The organism is Nannocystis sp., from assembly GCF_016714285.1.
Taxonomy (GTDB): Bacteria; Myxococcota_A; Polyangia; order Nannocystales; family Nannocystaceae; genus Nannocystis.
In genome coordinates this window covers 18,860-44,374 of the sequence record NZ_JADJNN010000003.1, presented here as the reverse complement: position 1 = coordinate 44,374, position 25,515 = coordinate 18,860, and the positions used below count along the sequence as shown (strand labels likewise).

The following is a 25,515-nucleotide window of genomic DNA, read 5'->3' as shown; positions in this document are numbered from 1 at the left end:
CCGATGTTAGGCTCGCGGCGTGCCCTCCCCGCTCCGCCTCGCGCCGCTGCTCGTGCTGGTGACGGCCTGCTTCGGCGCGGCGATGCCGGGTCCGCGGCGACGTCACGCCGAGCCGCCAGCAACGCCGTCGGCGGCTCCGGTCGGGCCGCCGACGGCGTTGCTGGCGGCGCAGGTGCAGCCGCCGCGGCCGGCGGATCGCGAGCAGGTGCTGCCGGTGCGGGCGGCGGTGTATCTGCTGTTCTCGCGGCCGGTCGACCCGCTGACGCTGGTGCCGCAGCAGTTCGTGCTGGCGCTGGCGGACGGGCGGCGGGTGGCGCCGGTGGCGGTGCTGATCGGTGCGGAGCCGGGGGCGCAGCGGAGCGTGACGCTGCTGCTGGCTGACACGCCGCCGCCGCCGCCTGACGGTGGCAAGGCGATCGCGCCGCTCACCGACCCGATCAGCGTGACCATCACCGGGCTCTTGCATGACGTCGACGGGCGCGTGCTCGAGGGGCTGGCGGCGGACGTCGTGCCGCGCACGCAGCCGGTGTTCGCGGTGCTGGCCGAGCCGGTGGCGCCCGGTCCCGGCTGTGAGGGCCGCGGGCAGGCGTTGCGAGTGTTGTGGAGCGCGCCGGTGCATCGGCCGGATGCGGCGCCGTGGCCGGTGCTGGTGCGGACGGACGGGACGCGCGGAGCGGCGGATGCGGCGGCGCTGCTCGACGTGGACGAGGTCTTGCTCGAGTTCTGCGCGCCGGGGACGACGGCGGTGATGCAGGTGGAGCTGCCGGCCGGGGCGGCGCAGGATGGTCGGGGTCAGGCCACGGCGGCTGGCGTCCTGCCGGCGGCTGGCGTCCTGCCGGCGGCTGGCGTCCTGCCGGCGGCTGGCGTCCTGCCGGCGGCTGGCGTCCTGCCAGTGACGGCGAGGTAGGCGGTGCCGAGCATCACGCGTTCGATATCCCTGCCGATCGTGCTGTCGTCGGTGGCGGTGTCGCTGAGCGTGGCGCTGCTGGTCGGCTGGACCCTGCTGATCGCGCGCACCAAGCCGTTGGCCGACGACATCGTGGCGAACACCTGGCTGCTGGTGATCGGCATCGTGTCGCTGGTGGTGATCATGCTGGTGCTGGTGCTGTTCTCGGTGTTCCTCGTGCGGGAGATCCGCGAGGTGCGGCGGCAGACCAGCTTCATCGACTCGGTCACGCACGAGCTCAAGAGCCCGCTGGCGGCGCTCAAGCTGTGCCTGGAGACGATGGCGCGGCCCGACCTGCCACCGCCGCAGCACACGCGGCTGCGCCAGATGATGCTCGACGACGTCGAGCGCCTGACCGGCTTCATCGACCGCGTGCTGGCGGCGACCCGGCTGCCGGCCGAGCGCAGCTCGCAGCCGCTGCAAGAGATCGCGTTGGCGACGCTGGCCCGCCGCTGCGTCGCGGTCGTCACGCGCCGGGCGCACCAGCCCGAGGAGGTGGTCCGCGTCGACGTGCCGGCCGACTTGACGCTGACCACCGACGAGCTCGCGCTGGCGGCGGTGCTCGAGAACCTGATCGACAACGCGGTGAAGTACTCGCAGCAGGGTGTCGACGTCGAGCTGTCCGCGCGGCCAGGTCGCAAGGGACAGGTCGTGATCGAGGTCCGCGACCGCGGGATCGGCATCGAGCGCGCCGACCTGCGGCGGGTCTTCGACCGCTTCTATCGCGCGCCCAACGAGGACGTGCGCTCGCGTCGCGGCACCGGGCTCGGGCTCTTCGTGGTCTCGACGCTGGTGCGCTCGCTGGGCGGCCGGGTCACCGCGGAGTCCGCGGGCGCGGGTCAGGGGACGACGATGCGGGTGGTGCTGCCGAGCCGACCACGGACCCGAGCGCTACGCCTGCGCGGGTGACGAATTTTGCAGGCGTGGGCGGCGAATTTGAGTAGGTTCAGCGGGAGTCGTGACAGCGCTCCCCGCACCGCCTCGCCCGCCGCGCCTGCTCGTCGTCGAGGACGAGCAGCACCTGGCGGCTGCGCTCAAGCTCAACTTCGAGTTGGAGGGCTACGCGGTCGACATGGCGGCGTCGGCTCGTCGTGCGGGTGAGTGTCTGCTGCAGGCGGGCGGCTACGACGCGATCATCCTCGACGTGATGTTGCCGGACACGACGGGCTTCGAGCTGTGCAAGAAGCTGCGAGACGGCGGCAACTTCACGCCGGTGCTGATGTTGACGGCGCTGGACTCGACGGAGGACCGGGTGACGGGGTTGGAGGTCGGGGCCGATGACTACCTGGTCAAGCCCTTCGAGCTGACCGAGCTGCTGGCCCGGGTGCGTTCGTTGCTGCGGCGGCGCAGCTGGGAGCGCCAGAAGCCGCCGACGCGCGGGGCACTGGCGGCGGAGATCCGCTTCGGCGGGGCGAGCGTCGACTGCGAGCGGCAGGAGGCGCGCATGAACGGGCAAGAGGTCAAGCTCACGCGCCTCGAGTTCGACCTGCTGCGCTACTTCGCCGACCACCCCGGGCGCGTGCTGAGCCGGCAGGAGCTGCAGGAGCGGGTGTGGAAGCTGGCGAATTATCCGAACACGCGGATGGTCGACAACTTCATCATGCGTCTGCGGAGGCACTTTGAGCCCGACCCTGCGATGCCTGCGCACTTCGTGTCGGTGCGAGGTTCGGGCTACAAGTTCGTGCCTGAGGGCGTGGCGGGTCTGGTCGCGGACGGGGCGGAGCCCGGAGATTAGTGCGTCGGGCGCGTGAATTGGGCTGCGCGGGGCGGGTGATGACACAACGATGACGGGCGGGGCGCGAGGGCCTTTGCGACATTGGGTCGGCCATGTCGTCGCCGATGCCGATCCCCGAGAAGTACCGCGACCTGCCGTTACCGCCGCCGAGCCAGGGGTACGACTGGGGACCCTTCATGCCGTTCATCGCTATCCACCTGGCGGTGTTCGGGGCGCTGTGGACGGGGGCGAGCTGGGTCGACTGGACGGTGTGTGCGGTGCTCTACGCGGTGCGGATGTTCGCGGTGACGGGCGTGTACCACCGCTACTTTTCACACCGCACCTACAAGACCAGCCGGTGGTTCCAGTTCGTGCTGGCCTTCCTGGCGCAGACGAGCTCGCAGAAGGGCGCGCTGTGGTGGGGGGCGCATCACCGGACGCACCACAAGTTCTCGGACCTGCCGTGGGACGTGCACTCACCGATCCAGAAGGGCTTCTGGTACTCGCACGTGCTGTGGCTGGTCGACCGCGGGACCGAGGTCACGGACTACAGCAAGATCAAGGACCTGGCGAAGTATCCGGAGCTGGTGTGGCTCAACAAGCACTGGCTGGTCCCGCCGGTGTCGCTGGGCGTGGCGACGTGGTGGCTGTTCGGGTGGTCGGGGCTGTTCATCGGGTTTTGCCTGAGCACGGTGCTGTGCTGGCACATCACCTTCTTCGTCAACTCGCTGGCGCACGTGACCGGCAAGCGGCGCTTTGACACCGGCGACACCTCGCGCAACAGCTGGTGGATCGCGCTTATCACCTTCGGTGAGGGCTGGCACAACAACCATCACCACTACATGGGCTCGACGCGGCAGGGCTTTTACTGGTGGGAGCTCGACATCACCTACTACGTGCTGCGGGCGCTCAGCGCTGTCGGTCTGATCTGGGACCTGCGTCCGGTGCCGGCGGCGATCCTCGCGGAGGGGCGGGCCCGCGACGCGGCTGCGCGTCGTGGCGAGGCGATGCCGGACTCGGTCATCGTGCCGATGGCCGAGCAGGCCTGAGCTTCAGGCCGGTGCTTCAGGCCCCGGCACCTTGAGGCCCCTCTCAGGAACTACTCGCGCGCCGTGGTGGCCACCACGGGGTGGTGGTGCGGGTGGGCGTGGAGCTGGGCCTTCTGCTCGCGGCGCAGGGTGATCTTCAGGATCGCTGGCAGCAGGAACATGGTCATGAGAGTCGAGGCGCCGATGCCGAACACGACGGTGGTGGCGAGCGGACGCTGGACCTCGGAGCCGGCGCCGGTGGCCAGGGCCATGGGCAGGAAGCCGAGGGCCGCGACGGCGCCGGTGGTGAGCACGGCTCGCATCGTGTGCACGGAGCCCTTCACAAGGGCGCTGTCGAAGTGGCCGCCCTCGTGGAGGGCGTGGCGGACATCGGTGGCGAGGACGACCCCGTTGAGCACGGCGACGCCGGCGAGGGCGATGAAGCCGACAGCGGCGGGGATGCTGAATTCCATGTCGCGGAGGATGAGGCCGACCATGCCGCCGGTGAGGGCGAAGGGGACCACGGCGAACACGGAGATGGCGTAGCGGACGTCGCCGAAGTTCCACAGCAGCATGCCGAAGATGAGGGCGAGGGCGATCGGCACGACCACGGCGAGGCGCTTGCTGGCGCGCTCGAAGTTCTCGAACTGGCCGCTCCACTGGATCTCGTAGCCGGACGGGAGGACGACCTTGTCATCGACGGCGATCTGGGCGTCGGTGACCCACGAGAGCAGGTCGCGGCCGCGGAGGTTGACCTCGACGCGGACGATGCGGACGCGGTTCTCGCGGCGGATCTGGGCCGGGCCCTCGGCTTCGGTGATGGTCGCGACCTCGGAGAGCGGGACGCGGTGGCCGTCGTCGGTCTCGACCAGGAGGTCGCCGAGCGCCTCGGGGACCGGCGCGCGTGGGGGCACGAGCAGGCGGGTCTCGAAGCGCTTCTGGCCCTCGTAGACCCAGCCGAGCGGCATGCCGACGCGGGCCGCCTCGATCGCGAGCAGGGCGTCCTCCATGTGCACGCCGTAGCGGGCGAGGCGGGCGCGGTCGGGCTTGACGGTGAGCTCGGGCATGCCGAGGACGCGCTCGACGCGGACGTCGCCGGTGCCCGCGATGCCCTTGACGGCGTCGCGGATGGCCTCGCTGACGCGCTTGAGCTCGAGCAGGTCGGTGCCGGTGATCATGATCTGCACGTCCGCGCGGGAGCCGCTGATCATCTCGTTGGTGCGGTCCTCGATCGGCTGGGAGATCGAGAAGAAGGTGGAGGGGACCTCGCGCTCGAGCGCGTCCTTGAAGGCGACGCTGAGGCCGTCGAGGTCCTTCGCGGTGGTCCACTCCTTCTTGGGCTTGAGGCGGACGAAGGTGTCGTTGGTGTCCTTGCCGACCGGGTCGATGGCGACCTCGGCGCGGCCGGTCATGGCGAGGGTGGTGATGACCTCGGGGAACTGAAACAGGGTCTTCTGGACCAGCAGGTCGAGGCGCTTGGCCTCCTCGAGGTTGATCGAGGGGGCGCGGCGGATCGTGACGACGGCGTCGCCCTCGTCGATGCGGGGCACGAAGTTGGCGCCCTTGTTCTTGAACACGTACCCCGAGACGACCAGGGCCGCGGCGGCGGCGAGGATCAGCGGCCAGCGCAGGCGCAGCGCCGGGGACCATGCGCCCGTAGAGGCGGCCGATCGGCTGCAGCCAGCGCGCGCCGTCCTTCTTCATGGGCGGCACGAACACGGCGAGCAGGGCCGGCAGGAACAGCAGGGAGTAGACGAGCGCCCCGAGCAAGGCGAAGGCCATGGTGGTGGCCATCGGCCGGAACATGCGGCCCTCCACGCCCTCGAGGCCGAGCAGGGGCACGTAGACCAGCATGATGATGGCGACCGCAAAGGCGACCGGGCGGATGACGCGCTGGATCGTGCTGATGTAGGCCTCGACGCGCTCGTCGGGGCTGAGCTGCTTGCCGATGTAGCTGGCGAGCAGGGCCTCGAGCACGACGATCGGGCCGTCGACGAGGAAGCCGAAGTCGATGGCGCCGAGCGACATGAGGTCGCCGGTGACGCCGGCCCAGTGCATGCCGAACAGGGCGATGGTCATCGAGGCGGGGATGCCGATGACGCAGACGAGGGCGCCGCGGATGCTGCCGAGGAAGACCACGAGGACGATGAAGACGACGATGGCGCCCTCGACCAGGTTGGTCATGACGGTGGTGAGGGTGCGCTCGACGAAGTCGGCGCGGTCGTAGATCGTCTCGATGAGGACGCCGGGGGGGAGGCTCTGCTGGATCTCGGCGACGCGGTCCTTGACGGCGTAGATGACGTCGCGGCTGTTGGAGCCGAGCAGCATCATGATGACGCCGGTGACGGCCTCGTCCTCGCCGTTGTGGGTGATGACGCCGTGGCGGAGGGCGGCGCCGTCGCGGACGGTGGCGACGTGCTTGACGAGGACGGGCTGGCCCTCGGGGGAGGTCTTGACGACGACGTTGCCGATGTCTTCGAGGCCGGCGAAGGTGCCGACGGCGCGGAGGGTGAAGGACTCGGCGCCGCGGTCGAGGTAGCCGCCGGAGACGACGCTGCTGGAGCGCTGGAGGGTGTCGGTGAGCTCGCGGATCGAGAGGTTGTAGGCGGCGAGCCTGGCGGGCTCGACGACCACCTGAAACTGCTTGAGGTCGCCACCCATGGTGTTGACCTCGATGACGCCGGGGATGCCGCGCAGGCGCGGGACGATCTCCCAGTCGAGCATGGTGCGCAGCTGCTTGCGCGAGTGGACCGGGGAGCGGACGACGAACTGGTAGATCTCGCCGAGGCCGGTGGTGAGCGGGGCGATCTGCGGCGTCGGGATGTTGGCCGGGAGGTCCCCCTTGGCCTGCAGCATGCGCTCGAAGACCAGTTGGCGGGCGAACCACGGGTCGGTGCCGTCCTGAAAGACGATCGTGATCGCGGAGATGTCGGCGCGGGACACCGAGCGCAGCTCGACCATCCCGGGCACGCCGTTGAGGGCGTTCTCCATCGGGAAGGTGACGTTGCGTTCGACCTCCAGGGCGGACAGACCGGGCGCGTCGGTGAGGACCGAGACCTGGATGCCCGAGATGTCGGGGATGGCGTCGATGGGGAGCGTGCGAGCCGCGAACACGCCGCCTGCGAGGAGCACCCCGAGCAGCGCGAGCATCATGTAACGCAGGCGGATGGAGAGGTCGATCAGCGAGGCGAGCATGGGCGGGGCTTCATCGGAACAGCTCGGACTTCAGGGCGAAGACTCCCTCGATCACGACCTTGTCGCCCTCGTTGAGTCCGCTGGTGATCTCGACGAGGTCGGCGCCCTGGACCCCGAGCTCGACGGGCCGGGGGACCACGCCGGTGTCGTCGATGGCGACGAAGACGGTGGGCTTGCCGTCGACCTGCACGACGGTGTTGCGGGGCACCGCGAGCGCACGCTTGCCGGCGGCGCTGGGACGAATGCGGGCGTTGACGGCCTGGCCGACGCGCAGGCGGCCCTTCTCGTTGGGGACGATGACGCGGACCTCGGCGCTGCGGGTGACCGGGTCGAGCACGGTGTTGATGAAGGTGACGGTGCCGGTGAGGACCTCGTCGGCGCTGACCTGGGCGGACAGCTCGACGATGTCGCCGACGCGGACGTTGCCGACCTCGCCCTCGAACACGGACAGGCGGACCCACAGCGAGCTGCGGTCGGCGATGGTGAAGGCGGTGTAGCTGGGCTCGACGGCCTGGCCGCGGAACACGTGGACCTTGACGACGTCGCCGTGGATCGGGCTGGTGAGGGCCATGACGCCGAGGGCCTTGCTGTTGTCGCTGCCGCCCAAGGCCTGGACGCGCTGCTTCGCGGCGCGGAGCTCGGCGCTGGTGACGAGGGACTCCTGCGAGGCGAGCTCGAGCGAGCGCTGGGAGGCGATGCCCTCGGCGAGCAGCTTCTTCTTGCGCTCCTCGTCGGAGCCCGCGTACTGGGCCCGGGCCTTGACGGAGAAAATCTCGGCCTGGGCCTTGCCGAGTTCGGCGCTCTCCATGGTGGCGAGGGTGTCACCGGGCTTCACCTTGGTGCCCTCGATGACGCGCACCTCCTTCACGCGGCCGGAGATGCGCGAGCCGACGGCGGCGATGAGCTGCTCGTCGAACTCGAGCACGCCGGTGACATAGACCACCGGCGAGATGTCGGTGACGCTGGCGACCTGGGTCTTGAGGCCGATGCGGGCGGCGAAGGCGGGTGGGAGGCGGACGACGCCGTTGTCGAAGTAGGGCAGCTCGGGGGCGGCCGCTGGCTGGTCGTTGGGGGATGCCGCGCTGTCGGAGCAGGCGCCGCCCAGGAGCAGGCCTACGGCCCAGAAGACGCAGGCACAGGAGGCGAACGACGCGAGCGGAGCCTTGCTCGGCGGACGAGACGGCGACGTGGAGGGCATGCTGAGAAACACAGAAGGACGTACGACGCGAGAGTCAGAAATGCGGCTCTGCGCGCGCGCCGGTCCATGCAATACCGCAGCAGGCGATGAAGTCAAGAGATGACCCTCACGCGAAGGAACGCGGTTTGCGGGCCGTGGAGACCGGCAAAGATTCGGGGCTCGAAACACAGCATGTTAGAGTCGCTCACGGCCCGGCCACCTGGGTCTTGAGGCCTCAGCATCAGACTCTCATGAATTTCATGTCTCGCGGCTCTCGTGCGCTGGTGACTGCGCTGGTCTCGTTCGCCGGAGCGACCGCCTCGTACCCGGCCCACGCGCTGCACGCCGCGCCGGCGCGGGGCACCACGACTGCGCCGCCGCCGCTGATGGACGCGCCGACGGCCAAGCTCGACCCGCTGGACCCGCTCGATCAGGCTTCGCCCAGCCGGGGACAAGGCGCCGGCGATAGCCTGCTGCCCGGGGCACAGATGCTGCCGCTCGACGTGGTCATGAGGCACGCGCGAGACAATGCGATGCGGGTCCGGGTGGCCCGCTCGCGCCTGCAGATCGGCGACGCGGCGATCGCCGGGGCCAAGCCCTTGATGGTCGACAACCCGCAGCTGTACGTCGGCGCGGGGGCCCGCTGGAACCAGCTCGGCACCAACTTCGAGCTGCAGAGCACGCTGAATCAGCCCTTCGAGTTTGGCGGCGAGCGTGGGCTGCGGATCAAGGCCGGGCGTCGCTACCGCGAGTTGCTGGACAAGGAGCTGGCGCAGATCCAGTGGGAGACCTACGCGCAGGTGCACTACGCGTACAACATGGCGCTGCTGGCGAGGGCGCGGGCCCAGACGGCGGAGCGCACGGCGACCTTCTCGGCCCGCCTGCTCGATGTGGCGTCGCGGCGGGCGCAGGCGGGCGAGATCTCGAACCTGCGGGTGCGGGTGGCCACCGGCGAGCTGGCGCAGGCGCGGCAGAACAAGCTCAACGCGGACCTCGAGTATCGGCTCGCGTGCATTCATCTGACCGAGATGGCTGGTTGGCCGCCGCCGCAGCTGGTGGCGCCGGCGGGGGTCCTCGAGCCGCCGGTGCGGGTGCGGGACGCGGCCGATCTGATCGCCCGGGTGCAGCAGGAGCACCCGGCCTTGAAGGCCCGCGAGGCGGCGGTCGGGCTCGGTCAGGCGCGCACGGTCTCGGCCCAGCGCGACCGCCTGCCGGAGCCGCAGCTCGGGGTGTACCTCGGCCGCGAGTGGGAGCCCGGCGCGACGATCAACGCCTCGAAGATCGCCCTGGTGATGTTCACGCTGCCGATTCCGCTGTGGAAGCGCAACCAGGCCGCGCGCGCGCAGACGCGGGCGGAGCTGACGGTCGCGGAGCAGGAGCTCGAGGCGACCCGCTACACGCTGGCCCTCAGCGCGCGGCGGGCGGTCGACTCGGTGAACACGGCGGCCGAGCGGGTGCGGACCTACTCGGTGGAGGTAGTGCCGCGCTTCGTTGAGAACCTGAACCTGCTGCAACGGGCCTTCGAGCTCGGCGAGGTCGACATCCTCGAGGTGTTCGTGGCCCGCGAGAACTTCCTGCGCATCCAGAACGAGGCGCTGGACGCGTACCGGGCCTACTACGACGCGGTGTACACGCTGGAGTCGATGCTCGGCAGCCCGATCCAGACGATTGTGGCAGGTTGAGGGCCGTTGCTCGTACTAATTTTTACGCTTCTTATACTTGTACTTTCCGCGAAATGAGATGCCCGCGCCAGTGAACACCTCGTTGTGGGTGCCGACGATCGTGCCGCCGCCGCGCAGGTCGATCTGGATGTTGGGGGTCAGGTAGATGTAGAAGCCGACGCCGCCGTTGTGTTGGTGCGTGCGCTCGGCGCCGTGGTCGTAGAAGCTGAACCATTCGAGGTACATGCCGAGGCGCTTGACGACCTGCATGTAGGTCACGACCGACTGGTGGAGGTCGAAGACGGTGCGGGCCGAGCTGGGCTGGAGCGTCTCGACGCCGTCGACCAGCCGGTGCTGGGGCGTGACGATGACGATCTCCACGCCGGTGCTGCCGCGCAGGACCATCCACTTGTTGATCTGCCAGCCGTAGACCCAGTTGACGCCGGGCTGGATCAGGGTCTGGGCTGGGCCGCCGGTGCCAATGCGAGAGGTGAGGGTGCCGAGGAAGGTGTGCCCCGGCAACCAGCCGGCCTGGGGCACCGCCAGCCACTTGAAGCCGACCAGGAAGTCCGAGCCGTAGGCGCTCTTGCCCTCGTTGGTGCCGCCGTTCGCGGTGCCGGTCCGCTGGGAGAACATGAAGCTGTCCCACTTGATGCGCAGCTCGAAGTGGTCGCTGACGCCGAGGCGGAGGGTGGTCTCCGGCACGGACGTGCGATTGAAGCTGTAGCCCTCGCCGACACGGTGACGAAATGCGGTTCCGGATTCGGTCTGCCAGACGTGCTTGCCGACGGTCGGGAGGACGTCGGTGAAGTCCGGACGGTCGGTGTTGATGATCTTCTCGGGATCCCACTCGCCGGAGATCTTCTGATTGAAGATATTGTTGCGCTCGCTGGCGTCGAAGGGCTCGTGCGCCTCGGGCGGCGGGAACTCCTCGGGCTTCGGGGGCGGATACGGGGCCCAATAGCTGGGCGCCCTCACCTCGGTGGGGGCTTCCGGCCGCTGTGGGGCGGACTCATGGACCACGGGCTGCGCCGGGCCCTGCGGGGCCGGGGCAGTCGGGACGGTCGGCCCAGAAACAACAGGGGCGACAGGAGCGCCGGGGGCGGTCGCCTCGCGCAATAGCGGGCCCGGGGCGGGCTCGGGCGAGGCTGGGGTGGTGTCGGAAGCGGGGATGGAGATCGGCTCAGGAGGAGGCGGAGCGGCGCTCGTGCGTGGGACGTACGACGAAACCAATGCAGCGGCGATCGCTGCCCCCAAGATCGGGGTCAGAGACGGGGGAGCCATGAAAGGCAGCTCCTTGGCGGATTTGGATCACGGGCGCAGGTCATTCATCGGAGCACGGGGCTCCGATCGATGACCGCAGGATGAGGATCTCAAATCACCGACGGGGGGCCGCGTGGCTGCCACGGCGACCATTTCACGCTGTCATGGCGGACCCAGGCCTGCGCCACCGCGGGGGCGAGGTCAGCGGCGCTCGGGCCGGACAGCGTCAACGCCGGTTGCAGGTGCAGGCCCGCGTGGAGGCGCTGCGGGCTGGTCTTGTTGGACTGGCCGGGGTTTAGCTCGCCGGTCTCGCGCCGGACCGCCTGTGGGGTCACGGGTGCGGCGCGCTCGACGGTTTCTTCCTGGGCGTGATGGACGCGATGCAGATCCAGACCCAGCACGCTCAGCATCGGCATGAGCAGCAAGATCCAGAGCAGGCGCAGCCTCGCCCTCGGAAACATCTGCGACAATCTATCTCACTGGCAGATCAACGAAGCAAGGACGAAGATACGAGATTCATGTGTGATCACCCCGGAGGGCAGCTGTCCGCGGCGCCGAGGAGCACGCCGCGATCGCCCAGGTCGGCGAGGAAGCTGGCCATCGCGGCGAGAAATTCGTCGCTCATCACTTCGCCGCAATCCGTACAGGTGTCCGTGAGCGCGGTCTGCAGGCAAGCGCCGGCGAAGAGATGACTGCAGAGGGCCGCGGCACGCGGGGTCAGCTCGAGCAGGCGCATGCGCAACGAGTCGCGGTCGCGATAGGCGAGGAGCGCCGTCGGCTCGCGGGTCGGGGGGTCGTCGTTGCGGTGGACCGCGAATGCGTAGCGGCGCAGGCGAACGCTGCCGTCGAGCTGGACGGGGCGGTCGAGAGCGAGCGGCAGGCCGCTGGCTGCTTCACCGCCGGCGACGCTGTCGTGGACCTCCTGATCGAGCAGCTCGTGGCTGGCGAGGTCGACGAGGTGGGCCGGGAGGGCATCGTCGAGGCGCCAGCGCGGTGCGGCCCAGGCGAGGAATTCGCCAGGCACACAGCGGAAGTACACCGAGCGCGGGGCCTGCTCGGCCATGAAGGCGCTCAGTTCCCGGTGCAGACGCGGCTTGCCGAGGATCGCCACGGTACGCGGGAGATACTCGCTGATCACGCCGCGCAGGCGGCTGTGGACCATGGCGCGGTAGACGAGGAGCTGGTCGCGGTGGCGAGTGAGGATCTCGCGGTCGGCCGGGTCGACGCCGTGCTCGGCGAGGTATGTGGGCAGATCGTCGCGAATGCGCGCGGGCGCGTCGGGCTCGCACATCGCGGCGGCGAAGGCCGCGATCGCGGCGCCCTCGCGGTCCTCGGTCATGGCTGGCCTCCGGCCGCGAGCTCCCGGCGTGCGAGCGCGCGATCATAGACTGCCTGCAGTCGGTCGCGCTCGGCCAGGAGCTCCGGCAATGCGGGGATGTTGTTGTCACGCTCGAGCAGGACCGGCAGCGGGCCGGTGCGCTCGATGACCCAGGCGAGCAGCTCGTCGACCTCGGTCCGCACCGGCGCGCCGTGGGTGTCGATGATCAGGGTCTGCTCGACGTCATCCCAGAACTCGTGCCCGGCGATGTGCAGCTGGACCACCCGCGCGAGCGGGATGCGGGCCAGCCAGGCGCGGGCGTCGAAGCCGTGGTTCGTGGCGTTGACGAAGACGTTGTTGACGTCGAGCACCAGGCCGCAGTCGGCCCGCTCGAGCAGCTCGGCGATGAATTCAGGCTCGTCGACGCTGGGCACGCCGAGCGGCAGGTAGTAGCTGATGTTCTCGACCGCCATGGGTCGCTCGAGGCGGTCGGCGGCCTCGCGCACGCGGGCGGCGAGGCGGCGGGCGGACGCGCTGGTGAAGGGGACGGGCAGGAGGTCGTGCAGCTGCTTGCCGTCGACGCCACAAAAGCAGAGGTGGTCGGAGTGCCAGTGCTCGCCGAAGGGGGCGAGGAACTCGCGGAGGGTGGCGAAGTAGTCGGAGTCGAGGGGCTCGAGGCCGCCGATCGACATGGACAGGCCGTGGGTGAGGACGGGGAAGCGTTCGCGGATGCGGGCGAGCCGCGCCGGACCGGCGCCGCCGCGGTGCATGTGGTTCTCGGGGGAGATCTCGAAGAAGGGGACGCGGCCGTCGGCCGCACCGGCGTCGACCTCCGCGATGAAGCTACCGCGCAGGCCGAGGCCCACGCCGGTGGGCGCGGTGGCTGAACGAAGGGACAGGTCGCTCGGGACAGACATGGCTCACAGAGGAGAACAAAAGGCCAGGGCCTCCGGAGAGACCCTGGCCCGCGGTGCTCGACTCAGGGAGTCGGCGCGACTCAGGGAGCCGGGGCTTCGGCCGGAGCTTCGGCGGGGGCTTCGGCCGGGGCGTCGGCGGCGTCGGCCGGCTTCTTGTCGCCGGCGCACTTGCCGTCCTTATTGGCGCCGCAGCTTTGCTCTTTGCCGGCGCCGTCGCCAGCGGGGACTTCGGTGCCCTCCGGCTTCTTGCCGCAGCCGGCGATGGCGAAGGAGGTCGAGCCGAGGATGGCGAGGGTGGCGGCGATGTGCTTGACGTTCATGATGGTTTTCTCCTGTGTGTGCTTGGTGGGGTGTGACGCGCCATCCGTACGTGGCCCGGATTGGTCACCTGGTTTCATCTGGCCGAGGGACCACGCGCCTGCGATTCGCCGCGCTGCTAGCCAATACCTGGTCTGGTACGGGGGCAGACGCGGCGACAACCCGGCGAACGATCGTCAGCGTCCCGGCATTACGGCCGGGGCTGCGAGAAGATCGCGCGACGGAGATGGGCGACGGGAGCGGACTCATCCAGCGTTGGCTCCCCGTCTACCATACTCACCCCGAGCTTCCTATAGACAGGCGTCAAGTCGGGGAAGGCGGCGCTGCGCAAGATCGGACTGGCAAGCGCCTCAAGTTTCGGGGCCTCAAGTTTCGGGGCCTCAAGTTTCGGGGCCTCAAGTTTCGCCTGCCCTGATGAGCCTTGCAGCGCGGGCCCGGAGTCGTCCATTGCCTGCAAGATCTGCCCCGCTGGCCACACGCGCAGCGTCGAGGCGCAGCAGCGCTGCAGGTGACGCATGGCGGCGTCGAGCGAGCTGCCGGCCTCACGCAAGGCGACGTCGGCCAGCAGCGCGATCGCGGCCCCGCCCCAATACACCCGCTGATACGCGAAGTTTTCGTGCATCTGCCGGCTCTCCTCGGCGAGGCTCTGGCCCGCGCCGGAGCGGCTGCCGCGGTCGAAGCCGGCGAGCAGCGCCTGCCAGGCGTCGCGCTCGCTGTGAAAGCCTGCGCGGGCGCGCAGCACCTCGGTGTAGTAGGTGACGAAGCCCTCCGAGAGCCAGGCGTCGTCGCGCTGGACGAAGGGCATGCCGTGGTGGAGAAGCTCGTGGATCGCGACCCACTCGCCGGGGAATTCGTCGTCGCCGGCGGCGGCCGAAATCAGCAGCTGGACCGCAGGCCCGCCCCCGCGGAGGGCCATCCCGAAGTACACGGGATCTCCCCCGCCCGGGTAGGGCACGACGATCACTTGCATGTGCGACGCCGGGAATTGTCCGCCGTAGAGCCCGGCGACGGTGGTGGCGGCGGTGTCGAGCCAGCGCTGCAGGCCGGCGTCGGAGATCTCGCGCGGCAGCTTCATCACCGCGACGTCGAACTCGGTCCCGGCGCTGGTGAAGTGCAGCGCGTCGAACTCGCCGAGCACCACCTGCGAGGCCCAGCTGAAGGCGGTGTAGGGCAGGCGGTGGCGGCCGCGGTCGTCCACGGGCCAGGGCGCCGAGGCTTGCACGCTGGCGGGCAGCTTGAAGGCCAGACTGACATCAGCCTCGCGGATCAGCTTGCCTGGACGCCACAGCCACAGGTGCGGGCTGGTGGCCACAACCCCACCGACGCGGACCATGTGCTGCTCCTCGACCTCCTCGGCCATGCGCGCGAGGTCGACGGCGTAGGCGAGGCACTTGCCGGTCGCGCCGCGGGTGTCGAGGGTCTCGCCGTCGGGCGCGAGGGTCAGCGGGTGGCCGTTGGCGACTGCGCGAGGGCTGAGGATGTAGCGGGCCGCGCCCGCCTCGTCGGCGACCAGGCTGCGGGGGATCGCGTCGTGGAAGCACAGGGTCACGTCGAGGCGGTCGAGCTGCGGCGTGGGCGTGACCTCGTAGTCCCAACCGTGCGACGCGTCGCCGGGGCGCTGGTGGGCGCAGGCCAGCGCAAGCGGCAGCAGCACCGCCCCCAGACGCTCCGCGCCGGCGCCCTTGATCACGCCGCCATGGTAGCCTGGGCGCCGCGATGCATGTGGAGGCCGAGGTCGCGCTCAAGGAATGGGCGGTCGTCTGCGCCGCCCTGCGTGACGGGCGACAGTGCGTGCTGCTGCGCAAGGGCGGCATCCGCGAGGCCAATCCTGCCCGCGACTTCGCGGTCGAGCATCGGGCCTTCTGCCTGCTGCCGACCTACTTTCATGCGCAAGATCCCGGCCGCGAGCGCGACCTGGTCCCGGAGCAGCACGCGGCGCTCGCCGAGCTGCGCCCGCCGACCTCCGGGCTGCTGCGCTTCGAGCTGCACGCCGAGGTCACGGGGCTGTGGTGGGTGGCGTCGCTGGCCTCGCTGGCGGGGCTGGCCGGGCTGCACGTGCTGAGCGAGCGCGCGGTCGCCGAGCGCTTCGCCTACCGTCGGCCGGGGCTGTGGGTGCTCCACCTGCGGACCCGACGGCTGACGCAGGCGGTGGAGCTGCGCGATCGGCCAGGTTACGCCGGTTGCGTGTCGTGGGTGCGGCTCGACGCGCCGGTCGGCGGCGAGGCTGTAGCAGTGGCGAGCGACGAGGAGCACGCCCGCCAGCGTGCGCGCCTCCATGAGCTCTTGGGCGAGGAGACGGGCGCATGAACGGGACGAGCGGTGGGGTCCGGAGCTGGCCCGTCTACATCATGATCGTCCTGACGACGGTCAACTTCCTCAACTACATCGACCAGCGCCTGCTGAGCGCGGTGCTCGAGAGCATCAAGACCGAGTGGGCGCTGACCGACGCGCAGGGCGGCCTGCTCGGCAGCATGTTCGTGATCGTCTACACGGTGGTCGCGCCGGTCGGCTTCCTCGGCGACCGCATGCGGCGCAAGAACCTGATCGCCGGTGGGGTGCTGCTGTGGAGCCTGGCCACCGTCGCCGCGGCCTTCGCCCGCGACTACCACGAGCTGCTGGTCGCGCGGGCGCTGCTCGGCGTGGGCGAGGCCTGCTACGCGACGATCGCCCCGTCGATCATCGCTGACCTCTACAGCAAGGACCTGCGCAGCCGCAAGCTCGCGTACTTCTACCTCGCGACCCCGGTGGGCTCGGCGCTCGGCTACATCCTCGGCGGCTACATCGGCGAGTTCTACGGCTGGCGCGCCGTGTTCCTGGTCGGCGGCCTGCCGGGCCTGCTGTTCGCGCTGCTGGCCTTTCTGATGGTCGAGCCGAAGCGCGGGCAGTACGACGACGAGCCGCTGTCGTCGGGTCCGGGCATGTCGCTGGGGGCCACGATCAAGCGTCTGTTCAAGACCCCGGCGTGGCGGATCAACACCGTCGGCCTCGCGCTGCTGACCTTCACGATCGGCGGGCTCGCGCTGTGGATGCCGAGCTACCTCGAGCGCGTGCACGGCATGAGCGCGGGCCAGGCGGGGACGATCTTCGGCGGCGTGACGGTCATCGCCGGGATCTGCGGGACCCTGCTCGGCGGGCGCCTCGGCGACCGCATGCAGGCGCGCTCGCCCGGGGGCTTCTTCCGGCTCAGCGGGATGGGTCTGCTGGCCAGCAGCCCCTTCATCGTGCTGATGACCGTGATCGGCTGGCTGCCCGGCATCTTCATCGTCGTGTTTGTCGCCGAGATGTTGCTCTTCCTCAACACCGGGCCGCTCAACGCGGCGCTGATCGGCTGCGTGCCGGTGCAGATGCGGGGGGCCGCGTTCGCGGTCAACGTGCTGTGCATCCACGCCTTCGGCGACGCGCTCTCCAACGTGCTGCTCGGGGTGGTGAGCGACGCGGCGACGCCGGTGCTCGGCAGTGCCGCGGCCGGGCTCAGCCTGGCCGTCGCGGCGACGGCGATCCCGGTGGCGGTCGGCGGCGTCGTGCTGCTCCGCGGTGCGCGCTGGATCGCCCGGCAGCCCAACGGGCTGATGACCTACCCCGGCTGAGGCCTTGGGCAGATCCGCCCGCACGAGCTGTCGGCCGCAGCCCACAGCTCGCGGCCTCGCCGGTGCCCCTGGTCGGTGGCTCGCAGCGCGGCCGCTCGTTCACGCTCGACTGAAGTAGACAGCCGGACAGCGGCTCCCGTATGGTGTTCTGGCGCCGCGGCACGAAAGTCTCGCTGCGTCGTCAACTTCTTTCACTCGCATTAATCATGATGTCAGGAGCTCGTATCATGCGCCTTCACCTCTTCGTGGCGGCCGCCGCACTCTCGTTCACAGGGTGCTCCTTCGACGCCCTGGGCATCGGCGCCGAGAGCACCGGGGAGACCACCGAGTCCGACAGCACCGGCCCGGTCGTGACCACCACCGTCGACCCGACCACCGGCGACCCGACCAGCAACCCGGCCGACTGCGGCAACTCGCAGCTCGACCCCGGCGAGGAGTGCGACAACGGCGAGCTCAACAACGGGATGAACGGCAGCATCTGCAAGATCGACTGCACCAAGAACGTGTGCGGTGACGGCTACGTCGCCTCGAACGAGGGCTGCGACGACGGCAACCAGAACAACGGCGACGAGTGCAGCAACAGCTGCAAATCGGCCGGCTGCGGCGACGGCGAGGTCGTGCCGCCGGAGGAGTGCGACGACGCCAAGGACCCGAGCGACGCCTGCAGCGACCTGTGCAAGCTGCCCTTCTGCGGCGACGGCGTGATGAACATGGGCGAGGCCTGCGACGACGGCGTCGACAACGGCGACGACAAGGCCTGCAAGATCGACTGCACCGCGGCGACCTGCGGCGACGGCAAGGTCCAGGTCGGCGTCGAGGCCTGCGACGACGGCAACGACATCGACGATGACGAGTGCAGCAACAACTGCACCCTCGCCACCTGCGGCGACGGCAAGATCCAGCCCGGCGAGGACTGCGACGACGACAACGCCGACGACACCGACGCCTGCACCAGCCTGTGCAAGAACGCCGCGTGCGGCGACGGCAACCTGTGGGCGGGCATGGAGGAGTGCGACGCGGGCGCGGACAACAGCGACACCAAGGCCTGCACCACAATGTGCAAGAACGCCAAGTGCGGCGACGGCCTCGTGCTGGACGGCGTCGAGGAGTGCGACGACGGCAACCCGGACAACGACGACGGCTGCGTCGACATGTGCAAGACGGCCGAGTGCGGCGACAAGTTCGTGCAGGCAGGCGTCGAAGACTGCGACGACGGCAACGCCACCGCCGGCGACGGCTGCACGATGTGCGCGAAGGACTGCGGCAACGGCAAGATCGACAAGGACAACAAGGAAGAGTGCGACGACGGCAACGCCATGGGCGGCGATACCTGCGACCCCGCGTGCAAGCGCCTCGCGTTCATGACCTTCATCAGCAGCATGAAGTGGAAGGGCGACCTCGCCGGCCTCGCCGGCGCCGACTCGAAGTGCAACACCCTGGCGGCGGGCAAGCAGCCGGGCATCTACAAGGCCTGGCTCAGCGACGGGACCGACGACCCCGTCTCCCGCCTCCACATCTCGACGAAGCCCTACATCCGCCCCGACAAACTGACGGTCGCGGACGACTGGGCGAAGCTCATCAGCCTCGACCTCATTAACCCGATCAACCGCACCGAGACCAACCAGGCGGTAACCGGAAACTCGTGCAACAGCGAGGCCCTGGTGTGGACCAACACGATGAAGAACGGCACCGCCAAGGGCACCGACCACTGCGACGCCTGGAGCGACGCGACGATGGGCCCGAGCGGCGCGGGCGGCCTCGCCACCGCGAAGGACGCCAAGTGGACCGACTTCTGCACGCCCAAGTGTGACGTCCCGGCCCGCATCTACTGCATCGAGCAACCCGCACCCTGAACGGAGCTCGGCTCCGTACCCGACCGCGCAGGGAGGCGCACCACGAAACCCCGCGTCCATGCTCCTGCGTCGCCACCGAATGCTCGTCCTCCTCGCGCTGCTCGCCTGCAAGTTCGACGCGGGCGGGCTCGGTGAGGAGGGCTCGGGCGCCGCGAGCACGAGCACGAGCAGCACCGCCGGCTCCGGGCCGCTCACGACCAGCGGCGACCCGTCGGGGCCGCAAAGCACCTCCACGACCCCCGCGACCGACGTTGGCAGCGTCAGCGACAGTGACAGCGCGACCACCACCGGTGACCCGCCAGGGTCGTGCGGCGATGGCCGCCTGGACGGCGGCGAGGCCTGCGACGACGGCCCCGCCAACGGCCCCACCAAGCCCTGCACGCCGCTGTGCCAGGCCAACGTCTGCGGCGACGGCTACCCGCTAGCGAAGGCCGAGGCCTGCGACGACGGCAACCAGGACGACGCCGACGGCTGCCGCAACGACTGCACGCTGCCGAAGGGCTGCGGCAACGGCGAGATGGACGAGGGCGAGGCCTGCGACGACGGCAACCAGATCGACACGGACGGATGCATCGCCTGCAAGAAGGCGGTCTGCGGCGACGGCTACGTGCAGGCCAACGTCGAGAGCTGCGACGACGTCAGCGAGACGGCCGCGTGCAACGCCGACTGCTCGCTGGCCCAGTGCGGCGACGAGAAGTTCAACGCCAGCGCCGGCGAGGTCTGCGACCTGGGCCTGAAGAACGGCATCTACGACAGCGGCTGCGGCGCCGACTGCAAGACCATGGGCCCCTACTGCGGCGACGGGATCGTCGACATGCCGGACGAGAAGTGCGAACCCGCGGCACCCCCACCCTTCGCCACCTGCGCCGGCGACTGTCAGTCGATCAGCTGCCTACCCGACCGCGGCAACTGTGACGGCAACCCCGCGAACGGCTGCGAGATCGACACCAACACCAACAAGAATCACTGCGGCGAGTGCGACCATGACTGCGCCGTCAAGTGCGTGGGCGGATCATGCGCGTTTTGACGCCGCGTGAGCCTGGCGTGATGCGGCGCGTGACCGCATGGAGCAGCCTGCTCGCGCTCGTCGCCGGCTGCTTCGTCGACGCCGGCCACGTCGGGGGTGGCCCTGATGGCGACACCAGCGGGGCGGTCGAGACCAGCAGCAGCACCGGGACCAGCACCGGCGAGGCGCCGACCGGCACCAGCGGACCTGTCACCACCACCGCCCCACCGACCTGCGGCGACGCGATTCAGGACCCCGACGAGGAGTGCGACTACGGGGCCGCGATCAACGGCGTCGACGGCTCGTTCTGCCGCGGCGACTGCACCTCGAACCTGTGCGGCGACGCCTACCTCGCCAGCAACGAGAGCTGCGACGACGGCAACCTCGCGCCCGGCGACGGCTGCAGCGCCAGCTGCAAGCTCGAGTCCTGCGGCGACGGTGCTCCCGGCCCCGGCGAGCAGTGCGACGACGGCAACCTCGACGACCATGACGCGTGCACCAGCCTGTGCAAGCCGGCCGTCTGCGGCGACGGTGTGATCTACACCGACGTCGAGGCCTGCGACGACGGTAACCTCGAGGCCGGCGACGGCTGCACGCCGGAGTGCAAGCTCGAGGTCTGCGGCAACGGCGTGCTCGAGGGCAGCGAGGCCTGCGACGACGGCGACCTCACCGACGGCGACGGCTGCAGCGCGACCTGCCAGCGCGACGCTTACTTCGTGTTCGTGACCAGCCAACGCTACGTCGGCACCTTCGGCGGGCTGATAGAGGCCGACGCCCACTGCGCCGAGCTGGCCACCGCCGCGGCCCTGCCAGGGATCTACATGGCCTGGCTCAGCGAGGACAACGACTGCCCCGCCACCCGCTTCATCCACTCGCCGATCCCCTACGTCCTGCCCGACGGCTCGCCGGTCGCGAGCGACTGGGGTGACCTCATCAGCGCGAGCCTCGCTCACCCGATCGACCAGACCGAGTCGGGGATGACCCTGCCCGCCTCGCAGGCCTGCTCGCCCGAGAGCGCCACGTGGACCAACACCCGGACCGACGGCACCCCCGTGAACCTGGACAACGACTGCCTCGGCTGGGCCTTTCCGGTCGGCAGCAGCCGCGCCGGCGACCCTCACAGCCAGGCCAGCGGGTGGACCAACAACTGCAGCCTCACGTGCCAGACCGCGCTGCGCTTCTACTGCTTCGAACAGGGCACCTGAGCCGCCCATGACCGCCGCACCCGCTCGCCTGCTCGCCTGCGCGCTGGGCCTCGCCAGCTGCTTCGTCGACGACGGCCCGTCCGAGACCATGACCGGCGGCAGCTCGAGCAGCTCCTCCGGCAGCGAGACCGACGAACCCACTGGCGAGCCGCCGATGTGCGGCGACGGCGAGATGCAGGGCGGTGAGCTGTGCGACGCCGGCCCGCTCAACACGCTCTACGGCGCCTGCACCCCGCTGTGCCTGCCGAACTTCTGCGGCGACGGCTTCCCCGGCCCGAGCGAGCCCTGCGACGACGGCAACAAGATCGAGGACGACCTGTGCCGCAACAACTGCAGCCCCGCATTATGCGGCGACGGCATCGTCCAGCCCGGCGAGGACTGCGACGACGGTAACGGCGCCGAGGACGACGCCTGCAGCACCATCTGCGCCGCGCCCCGCTGCGGCGACGGCCTGCTCGGCAAGGACGAGCAGTGCGACTACGGCGAGCGCAACGCCGACGACGGCCAGTGCACCACCACGTGCCTCAAGCAGAGCTGCGGCGACGGCATCGTCCAGCCCGGTGAGGCCTGCGACCCCGCCGGCGCCACCTGCAACGAGCAGTGCAGGATCCCCAGCTGCGGCAACGGCATGCTCGACAACGGCGAGCCTTGCGACGGCGCCAGCGACACCTGCACCGACTTCTGCAGCGTGCCGCGCTGCGGCGACAACTACAAGCAGGCCAATGAGCCCTGCGACGACGGCAACGGCGTCTTCGGCGACGACTGCACCCCCGACTGTCAGCTCTCCGTCTGCGGCGACGGCGTGCGCGCCAGCGACGAGCTGTGCGACGACGGCATCGACATCCCCGGCGACGGCTGCGACGCCCTGTGCGAGCGCGACGCCCTGTTCGTATTCGTCACCAGCGAGACCTACCAGGGCGGCGGCGTCGGCGGCCTCAGCGGCGGCGACGCCCACTGTCAGGAGCTCGCCACCCAGGCCGGCCTGCCCGGCACCTACATGGCCTGGCTGAGCGACGGCACGGCGAGCCCGGCGACCCGCTTCCACAAGAGCGAGCTGCCCTACATCCTGCCCGCGGGCGAGCAGGGCGTCGGCTCGGTCGTGGCGCTGGACTGGATCGACCTCGTCGACGGCGTGCTCGAGCGCCCGCTCCAGGCCACCGAATACGGCGCGACGGTCGGCCCCGGCGAGTCGTGCGACGCCCCCGATCTGCTCGCATGGACCCACACCGACGCCACCGCCGGCGCGCTGCCGGGCGCCACCCACTGCGGCGGGTGGAAGTTCCAGGACACCGAGAGCACCGGCGCCGCGGGCATCATCACGCGCACCAACCTCAGCTGGACGAGCGGCTGCCCGAGCGTCAGCTGCGCCAAGACCCTGCACCTCTACTGCGTCGAGCAGCCGCCCTGACCGCGCTCGCGCGCCTCAACTTCCGCGACGCCCGGTGATAGCCTGGTCGCCTGCGATGGTGAGATCGATGGTGTACAGGCTCCGCGTCGCCCTGCTCCCGTGGGCGCTGCTGTCGTGCTTCAGCGACAGCGAGGTCGGCGACGCCGGGTCGTCGTCCGGAAGCAGCGGCGAGCCCGTCACCAGCGAACCCGCCGCGGTCTGCGGCAACGCGCTGCTCGAGCCCGGCGAGGCCTGCGACGACGGCCCCGACAACGCCCCGACCGCCGCCTGCAAGCCCGACTGCAGCCCGGCCGCCTGCGGCGACGGCCTCGTCGGCCCGGGCGAGGCCTGCGACGACGCCAACGCCGTCGACGACGACGCCTGCTCCAACCTGTGCGCCTCAACCTGCGGCGACGGCCACATCAACCCCGGTGAGGCCTGCGACGACGCCAACGACGACGACGACGACGACTGCACCTCGCTGTGCCGCCAGCCCACCTGCGGCGACGGCATCCTCCAGAGCAAGTTCAACGAGGAGTGCGACGACGGCCCGAACAACGGCTACAACGCCGCCTGCACCGGCTACTGCAAGGACGCCCGCTGCGGCGACGGCTTCGTCAGCCCCACCGAGGAGTGCGACGCCGGCGGCAACAAGGAGACCGTCGACTGCGACTTCGACTGCCGCGCCCCCGTGTGCGGCGACGGCAAGGTCAACGAGGCCGCGCTCGAGAACTGCGAGGGCGACGGCCCCTTCGTCCACGCCCTCTGCCTCACCTGCCACTTCGCCTGCGACCAGGGCTTCGGCGACTGCAGCCACGACGACCTCGACGACGCCGGCCACGACCTCGGCTGCGAGACCGACACCCGCGTCACCGCGGCCCACTGCGGCCAGTGCGACAAGCCCTGCCCCGACGGCCAGAAGTGCGTCGATTCGGCCTGCGTCCCATGATCTGTCCCCAAGGACAGGTGCTTCAGAACAGCCCGAACTCGAGCATCACGTTGCCGACCGGCGCCCCGAGCTGCAGGCTGCTCGGTCCGGCCCAGGCCTTCGCCGCGACCAGGCGGTAGCCGAGCCCGAGCGCCAGGCGCACGACCGGGGCCAGGCGGACGTGCAGGCCCACGCCCGGCTGGCCCACGAACATCGCCGTGCGCGCGTAGCAGCTGCCAGTCTTCGGGTTCTGCAAGCAGGCCCCGCCCCCGCCGACGATGCCCTCGATCGTGAAGTCGACCCGCTTCGTCCGCGCGACCACCACCGCCAGCAACAGCCCGCCGAAGTTGACGTTGAGCCGCTGCTCGGCGCCCACCTCGGTCCTGCCGGCCGCGACCGGGTTCAGCAACCACAGCGCCGTCGCCCCCAGCGACACTCGCTGGCGGATCGTCAGGCCGCCGGCCAGCCCCACCATCGCCGCGAAGGACCGCGTCAGGCCCGTCAACTGCAGCACCGGACCGCCGAAGCCCGTCAGCTTCGGCCGCGGATACGGGCCCCACCACTTCGGCCGCGGCGGCTCACCGGGGGGCGGCCGCTCGAGGGCCGTCCGCGCCGCTCGCCCCGGGCTCGGCGCGCCCGGCATCACCGGCTTCGCGGGCGCCTCGCGCGGTGCCGGCTTCGCGGGCGCCTCGACCACCTCGACCACCTCGATTGGCCCCGCCGCCTCGACTGCCTCCGCGCCGACGTAGTCCCGGTCCTCCGGCGCCGCGAGCACGAACAGGGACAGACTGACGCCGACGATCACGCGGCACGGCCATAACACAATTGAGCGCCACGCGGCCCTGATCAAATGTTGCGATGGGCGCGCTCGCCTGCGTCGCCGTCGCCCTAACCGTTACCTGTCCCTTCAGCCAGGCTCGACCCCAGCGCCCCGCCGTTCACCCCCGGCACGACATGACTCGGCCCCAGCCCCCAGGCCAGCGGCGAGCGCACGAAGGGCGACGAGCACAGGATGTTCGGCAGCTCCCCGCCGCCCGCCCCGCGGTCGACCAGCGCCTTCTCCAGCACCATCGAGCTGTACTGCGACAGCGCGCTCTCGAGGGTGTTGCCGTTGAGCACGACCTCGGCCTCGTACTTGCGGGCGTACTCTCGGAGCGCACGGATCTGCGACGCCGCCGGCAGGTAGCACTCGGGCGCCACCCCGTTCTCGGAGATCGCATACACGCCTCCGTCCGGCGCGTGGAACACGATCGAGTGGTTGCCGAGCGTGTGCCCCGGCGTCCACACCAGCGCCAGCCCCTTGCCCAGCCACACCGAGCCCGCGAGCGCGACGACCCGCTCCGCCGCCACCCCGTCGAGCGCCCCGTCGATCCACCACGGCCGCTGCAGCGGGTGGATCGCGGCCAGCGTCTCGAGCTCGCGGCGATTCACCAGCAGCTTCGCGTTGGGGTACAGCGGCGGCCGCCCGCCCTCGCCCGCCAGCCCGCGCCGCAGGTCCTGCACGTGGAGGTGGTCGAAGGTCACGTAGTCGACGCGCGCCGGGTCGACCCCCAGCCGACGCAGCAGCGCCGCCGGACCCGGCGCGCGCGTCAGCAGCGAGGCCGGCACGAACGGCAGCAGCTCGCGCCGCGCCTGCTCGAAGAAACCTGCCCGCGCGGACAGGTCCGCCTCGCTCGGGTTGACCAGCAGCACCTTCGTCGCGCCGCTGAAGTCCTCGAACTCGATCAGCTGACAGCGGTTGCGCATCAGCAGGTACTTCGCCCGCGTCGGCGCGGCCTGCCAGAACGCGAAGGCCACCGGATAGGGGAACGGCAGCAGGTCGATCGTCCGCACCGCCCGCACCGGACCCTGCGCCTTGAACACTGGCGCGAAGGCCTCGCCTCGCGCCCGCAGCTCGCACAGCCGCGGCCCCGGCCGCAGCTCCCGCCAACCATCGTCGATCTCATCGATCGTCCGCCACGCCGGTCCGAAAGGCTGCGGCGACACCCCGAGTGCGCTCGTCGACATCTCGC

General features: G+C 70.4%; 22 protein-coding genes and 1 pseudogene. 12 read left to right on the top strand and 11 right to left on the bottom strand.

The genetic code is table 11. From position 1 onward, the window contains the following. Nucleotides 1–19 precede the first annotated feature (19 nt). From IPJ59_RS07845 to IPJ59_RS07830, 4 genes are all read left to right on the top strand, one after another. Nucleotides 20–907: a hypothetical protein gene (locus IPJ59_RS07845; RefSeq protein WP_293270619.1), complete on the top strand. Its 888-nt coding sequence runs from the start codon at nt 20–22 to the stop codon at nt 905–907. Between the two features lie 3 nt (nt 908–910). Next, on the top strand, nt 911–1,855 hold the full coding sequence (locus tag IPJ59_RS07840) for a sensor histidine kinase (protein ID WP_293250099.1): 945 nt from the start codon (nt 911–913) through the stop codon (nt 1,853–1,855). Nucleotides 1,856–1,904: 49 nt separating this feature from the next. Then, entirely contained in the window at nt 1,905–2,681 is a 777-nt protein-coding gene (locus tag IPJ59_RS07835; RefSeq protein ID WP_293250097.1) for a response regulator transcription factor, read from the top strand. 92 nt (nt 2,682–2,773) lie between these two features. Beyond that, nucleotides 2,774–3,709: an acyl-CoA desaturase gene (locus IPJ59_RS07830; RefSeq protein ID WP_293250094.1), complete on the top strand. Its 936-nt coding sequence runs from the start codon at nt 2,774–2,776 to the stop codon at nt 3,707–3,709. A 50-nt stretch (nt 3,710–3,759) separates the two neighbouring features. Here the strand turns inward: IPJ59_RS07830 and IPJ59_RS07825 are convergent, their stop codons facing one another. The 3 genes and pseudogenes from IPJ59_RS07825 to IPJ59_RS07815 all read right to left on the bottom strand — a co-directional run bounded on the left by IPJ59_RS07825 (nt 3,760) and on the right by IPJ59_RS07815 (nt 8,081). Then, a complete protein-coding gene (locus IPJ59_RS07825; RefSeq protein WP_293271333.1) occupies nt 3,760–5,283 on the bottom strand; it encodes an efflux RND transporter permease subunit in 1,524 nt (507 codons plus the stop codon). Between the two features lie 148 nt (nt 5,284–5,431). Continuing rightward, nucleotides 5,432–6,838: pseudogene (locus tag IPJ59_RS37640) on the bottom strand (efflux RND transporter permease subunit); the annotation flags it as partial. Between the two features lie 55 nt (nt 6,839–6,893). Beyond that, complete coding sequence (locus tag IPJ59_RS07815; RefSeq protein ID WP_293270615.1) at nt 6,894–8,081, bottom strand: efflux RND transporter periplasmic adaptor subunit; 1,188 nt, start codon at nt 8,079–8,081, stop codon at nt 6,894–6,896. Between the two features lie 239 nt (nt 8,082–8,320). Here IPJ59_RS07815 and IPJ59_RS07810 point away from each other — a divergent pair, with 239 nt between their 5' ends. Further along, entirely contained in the window at nt 8,321–9,742 is a 1,422-nt protein-coding gene (locus IPJ59_RS07810; RefSeq protein ID WP_293250088.1) for a TolC family protein, read from the top strand. A gap of 15 nt (nt 9,743–9,757) precedes the next feature. Here IPJ59_RS07810 and IPJ59_RS07805 read toward each other — a convergent pair whose 3' ends face one another. The 6 genes from IPJ59_RS07805 to IPJ59_RS07780 form a co-directional block, all read right to left on the bottom strand. After that, on the bottom strand, nt 9,758–10,699 hold the full coding sequence (locus IPJ59_RS07805) for a hypothetical protein (protein ID WP_293270614.1): 942 nt from the start codon (nt 10,697–10,699) through the stop codon (nt 9,758–9,760). Nucleotides 10,700–11,094: 395 nt separating this feature from the next. After that, complete coding sequence (locus tag IPJ59_RS07800; RefSeq protein ID WP_293270613.1) at nt 11,095–11,400, bottom strand: hypothetical protein; 306 nt, start codon at nt 11,398–11,400, stop codon at nt 11,095–11,097. A 110-nt stretch (nt 11,401–11,510) separates the two neighbouring features. Then, nucleotides 11,511–12,323 carry an HvfC family peptide modification chaperone gene (locus IPJ59_RS07795; RefSeq protein ID WP_293270612.1) on the bottom strand — a complete coding sequence of 271 codons (813 nt, stop codon included), beginning with the start codon at nt 12,321–12,323 and terminating at the stop codon, nt 11,511–11,513. After that, a complete protein-coding gene (locus IPJ59_RS07790) occupies nt 12,320–13,219 on the bottom strand; it encodes an MbnB/TglH/ChrH family RiPP precursor modification enzyme (RefSeq protein ID WP_293250079.1) in 900 nt (299 codons plus the stop codon). The genes IPJ59_RS07795 and IPJ59_RS07790 overlap by 4 nt, the downstream gene beginning before the upstream one ends. A gap of 80 nt (nt 13,220–13,299) precedes the next feature. Next, nucleotides 13,300–13,539, bottom strand: coding sequence for a hypothetical protein (locus IPJ59_RS07785; RefSeq protein WP_293250077.1), 240 nt, complete (start codon nt 13,537–13,539; stop codon nt 13,300–13,302). Nucleotides 13,540–13,727: 188 nt separating this feature from the next. Continuing rightward, complete coding sequence (locus tag IPJ59_RS07780; protein ID WP_293250075.1) at nt 13,728–15,227, bottom strand: gluzincin family metallopeptidase; 1,500 nt, start codon at nt 15,225–15,227, stop codon at nt 13,728–13,730. Between the two features lie 26 nt (nt 15,228–15,253). On the opposite strand from IPJ59_RS07780, the gene IPJ59_RS07775 reads away from it, so the two are divergent. From IPJ59_RS07775 to IPJ59_RS07745, 7 genes are all read left to right on the top strand, one after another. Next, nucleotides 15,254–15,844 (top strand): DUF1802 family protein, encoded by a 591-nt coding sequence (locus IPJ59_RS07775; RefSeq protein ID WP_293250073.1) that lies wholly within the window; start codon nt 15,254–15,256, stop codon nt 15,842–15,844. Then, nucleotides 15,841–17,124, top strand: coding sequence for a spinster family MFS transporter (locus IPJ59_RS07770; protein WP_293270611.1), 1,284 nt, complete (start codon nt 15,841–15,843; stop codon nt 17,122–17,124). Before IPJ59_RS07775 ends, IPJ59_RS07770 begins: the two co-directional genes overlap by 4 nt. Nucleotides 17,125–17,351: 227 nt before the next feature. Then, nucleotides 17,352–18,977: a DUF4215 domain-containing protein gene (locus IPJ59_RS07765; RefSeq protein WP_293270609.1), complete on the top strand. Its 1,626-nt coding sequence runs from the start codon at nt 17,352–17,354 to the stop codon at nt 18,975–18,977. A 58-nt stretch (nt 18,978–19,035) separates the two neighbouring features. After that, a complete protein-coding gene (locus IPJ59_RS07760) occupies nt 19,036–20,004 on the top strand; it encodes a DUF4215 domain-containing protein (RefSeq protein ID WP_293250067.1) in 969 nt (322 codons plus the stop codon). Between the two features lie 29 nt (nt 20,005–20,033). Further along, complete coding sequence (locus tag IPJ59_RS07755; RefSeq protein ID WP_293270607.1) at nt 20,034–21,188, top strand: DUF4215 domain-containing protein; 1,155 nt, start codon at nt 20,034–20,036, stop codon at nt 21,186–21,188. Nucleotides 21,189–21,195: 7 nt separating this feature from the next. Beyond that, nucleotides 21,196–22,596, top strand: a complete 1,401-nt coding sequence (locus IPJ59_RS07750) for a DUF4215 domain-containing protein (RefSeq protein ID WP_293250062.1) — start codon at nt 21,196–21,198, stop codon at nt 22,594–22,596. A 67-nt stretch (nt 22,597–22,663) separates the two neighbouring features. Continuing rightward, nucleotides 22,664–23,524: a DUF4215 domain-containing protein gene (locus tag IPJ59_RS07745; protein ID WP_293270605.1), complete on the top strand. Its 861-nt coding sequence runs from the start codon at nt 22,664–22,666 to the stop codon at nt 23,522–23,524. A 22-nt stretch (nt 23,525–23,546) separates the two neighbouring features. Here IPJ59_RS07745 and IPJ59_RS07740 read toward each other — a convergent pair whose 3' ends face one another. Together IPJ59_RS07740 and IPJ59_RS07735 are read right to left on the bottom strand one after the other, a co-directional pair. Then, the gene (locus tag IPJ59_RS07740; protein ID WP_293270603.1) at nt 23,547–24,308 is read right to left on the bottom strand and encodes a hypothetical protein; all 762 of its coding nucleotides are present in this window, start codon (nt 24,306–24,308) and stop codon (nt 23,547–23,549) included. A gap of 83 nt (nt 24,309–24,391) precedes the next feature. Continuing rightward, the gene (locus IPJ59_RS07735; protein ID WP_293270601.1) at nt 24,392–25,510 is read right to left on the bottom strand and encodes an MBL fold metallo-hydrolase; all 1,119 of its coding nucleotides are present in this window, start codon (nt 25,508–25,510) and stop codon (nt 24,392–24,394) included. Nucleotides 25,511–25,515: the final 5 nt, after the last annotated feature.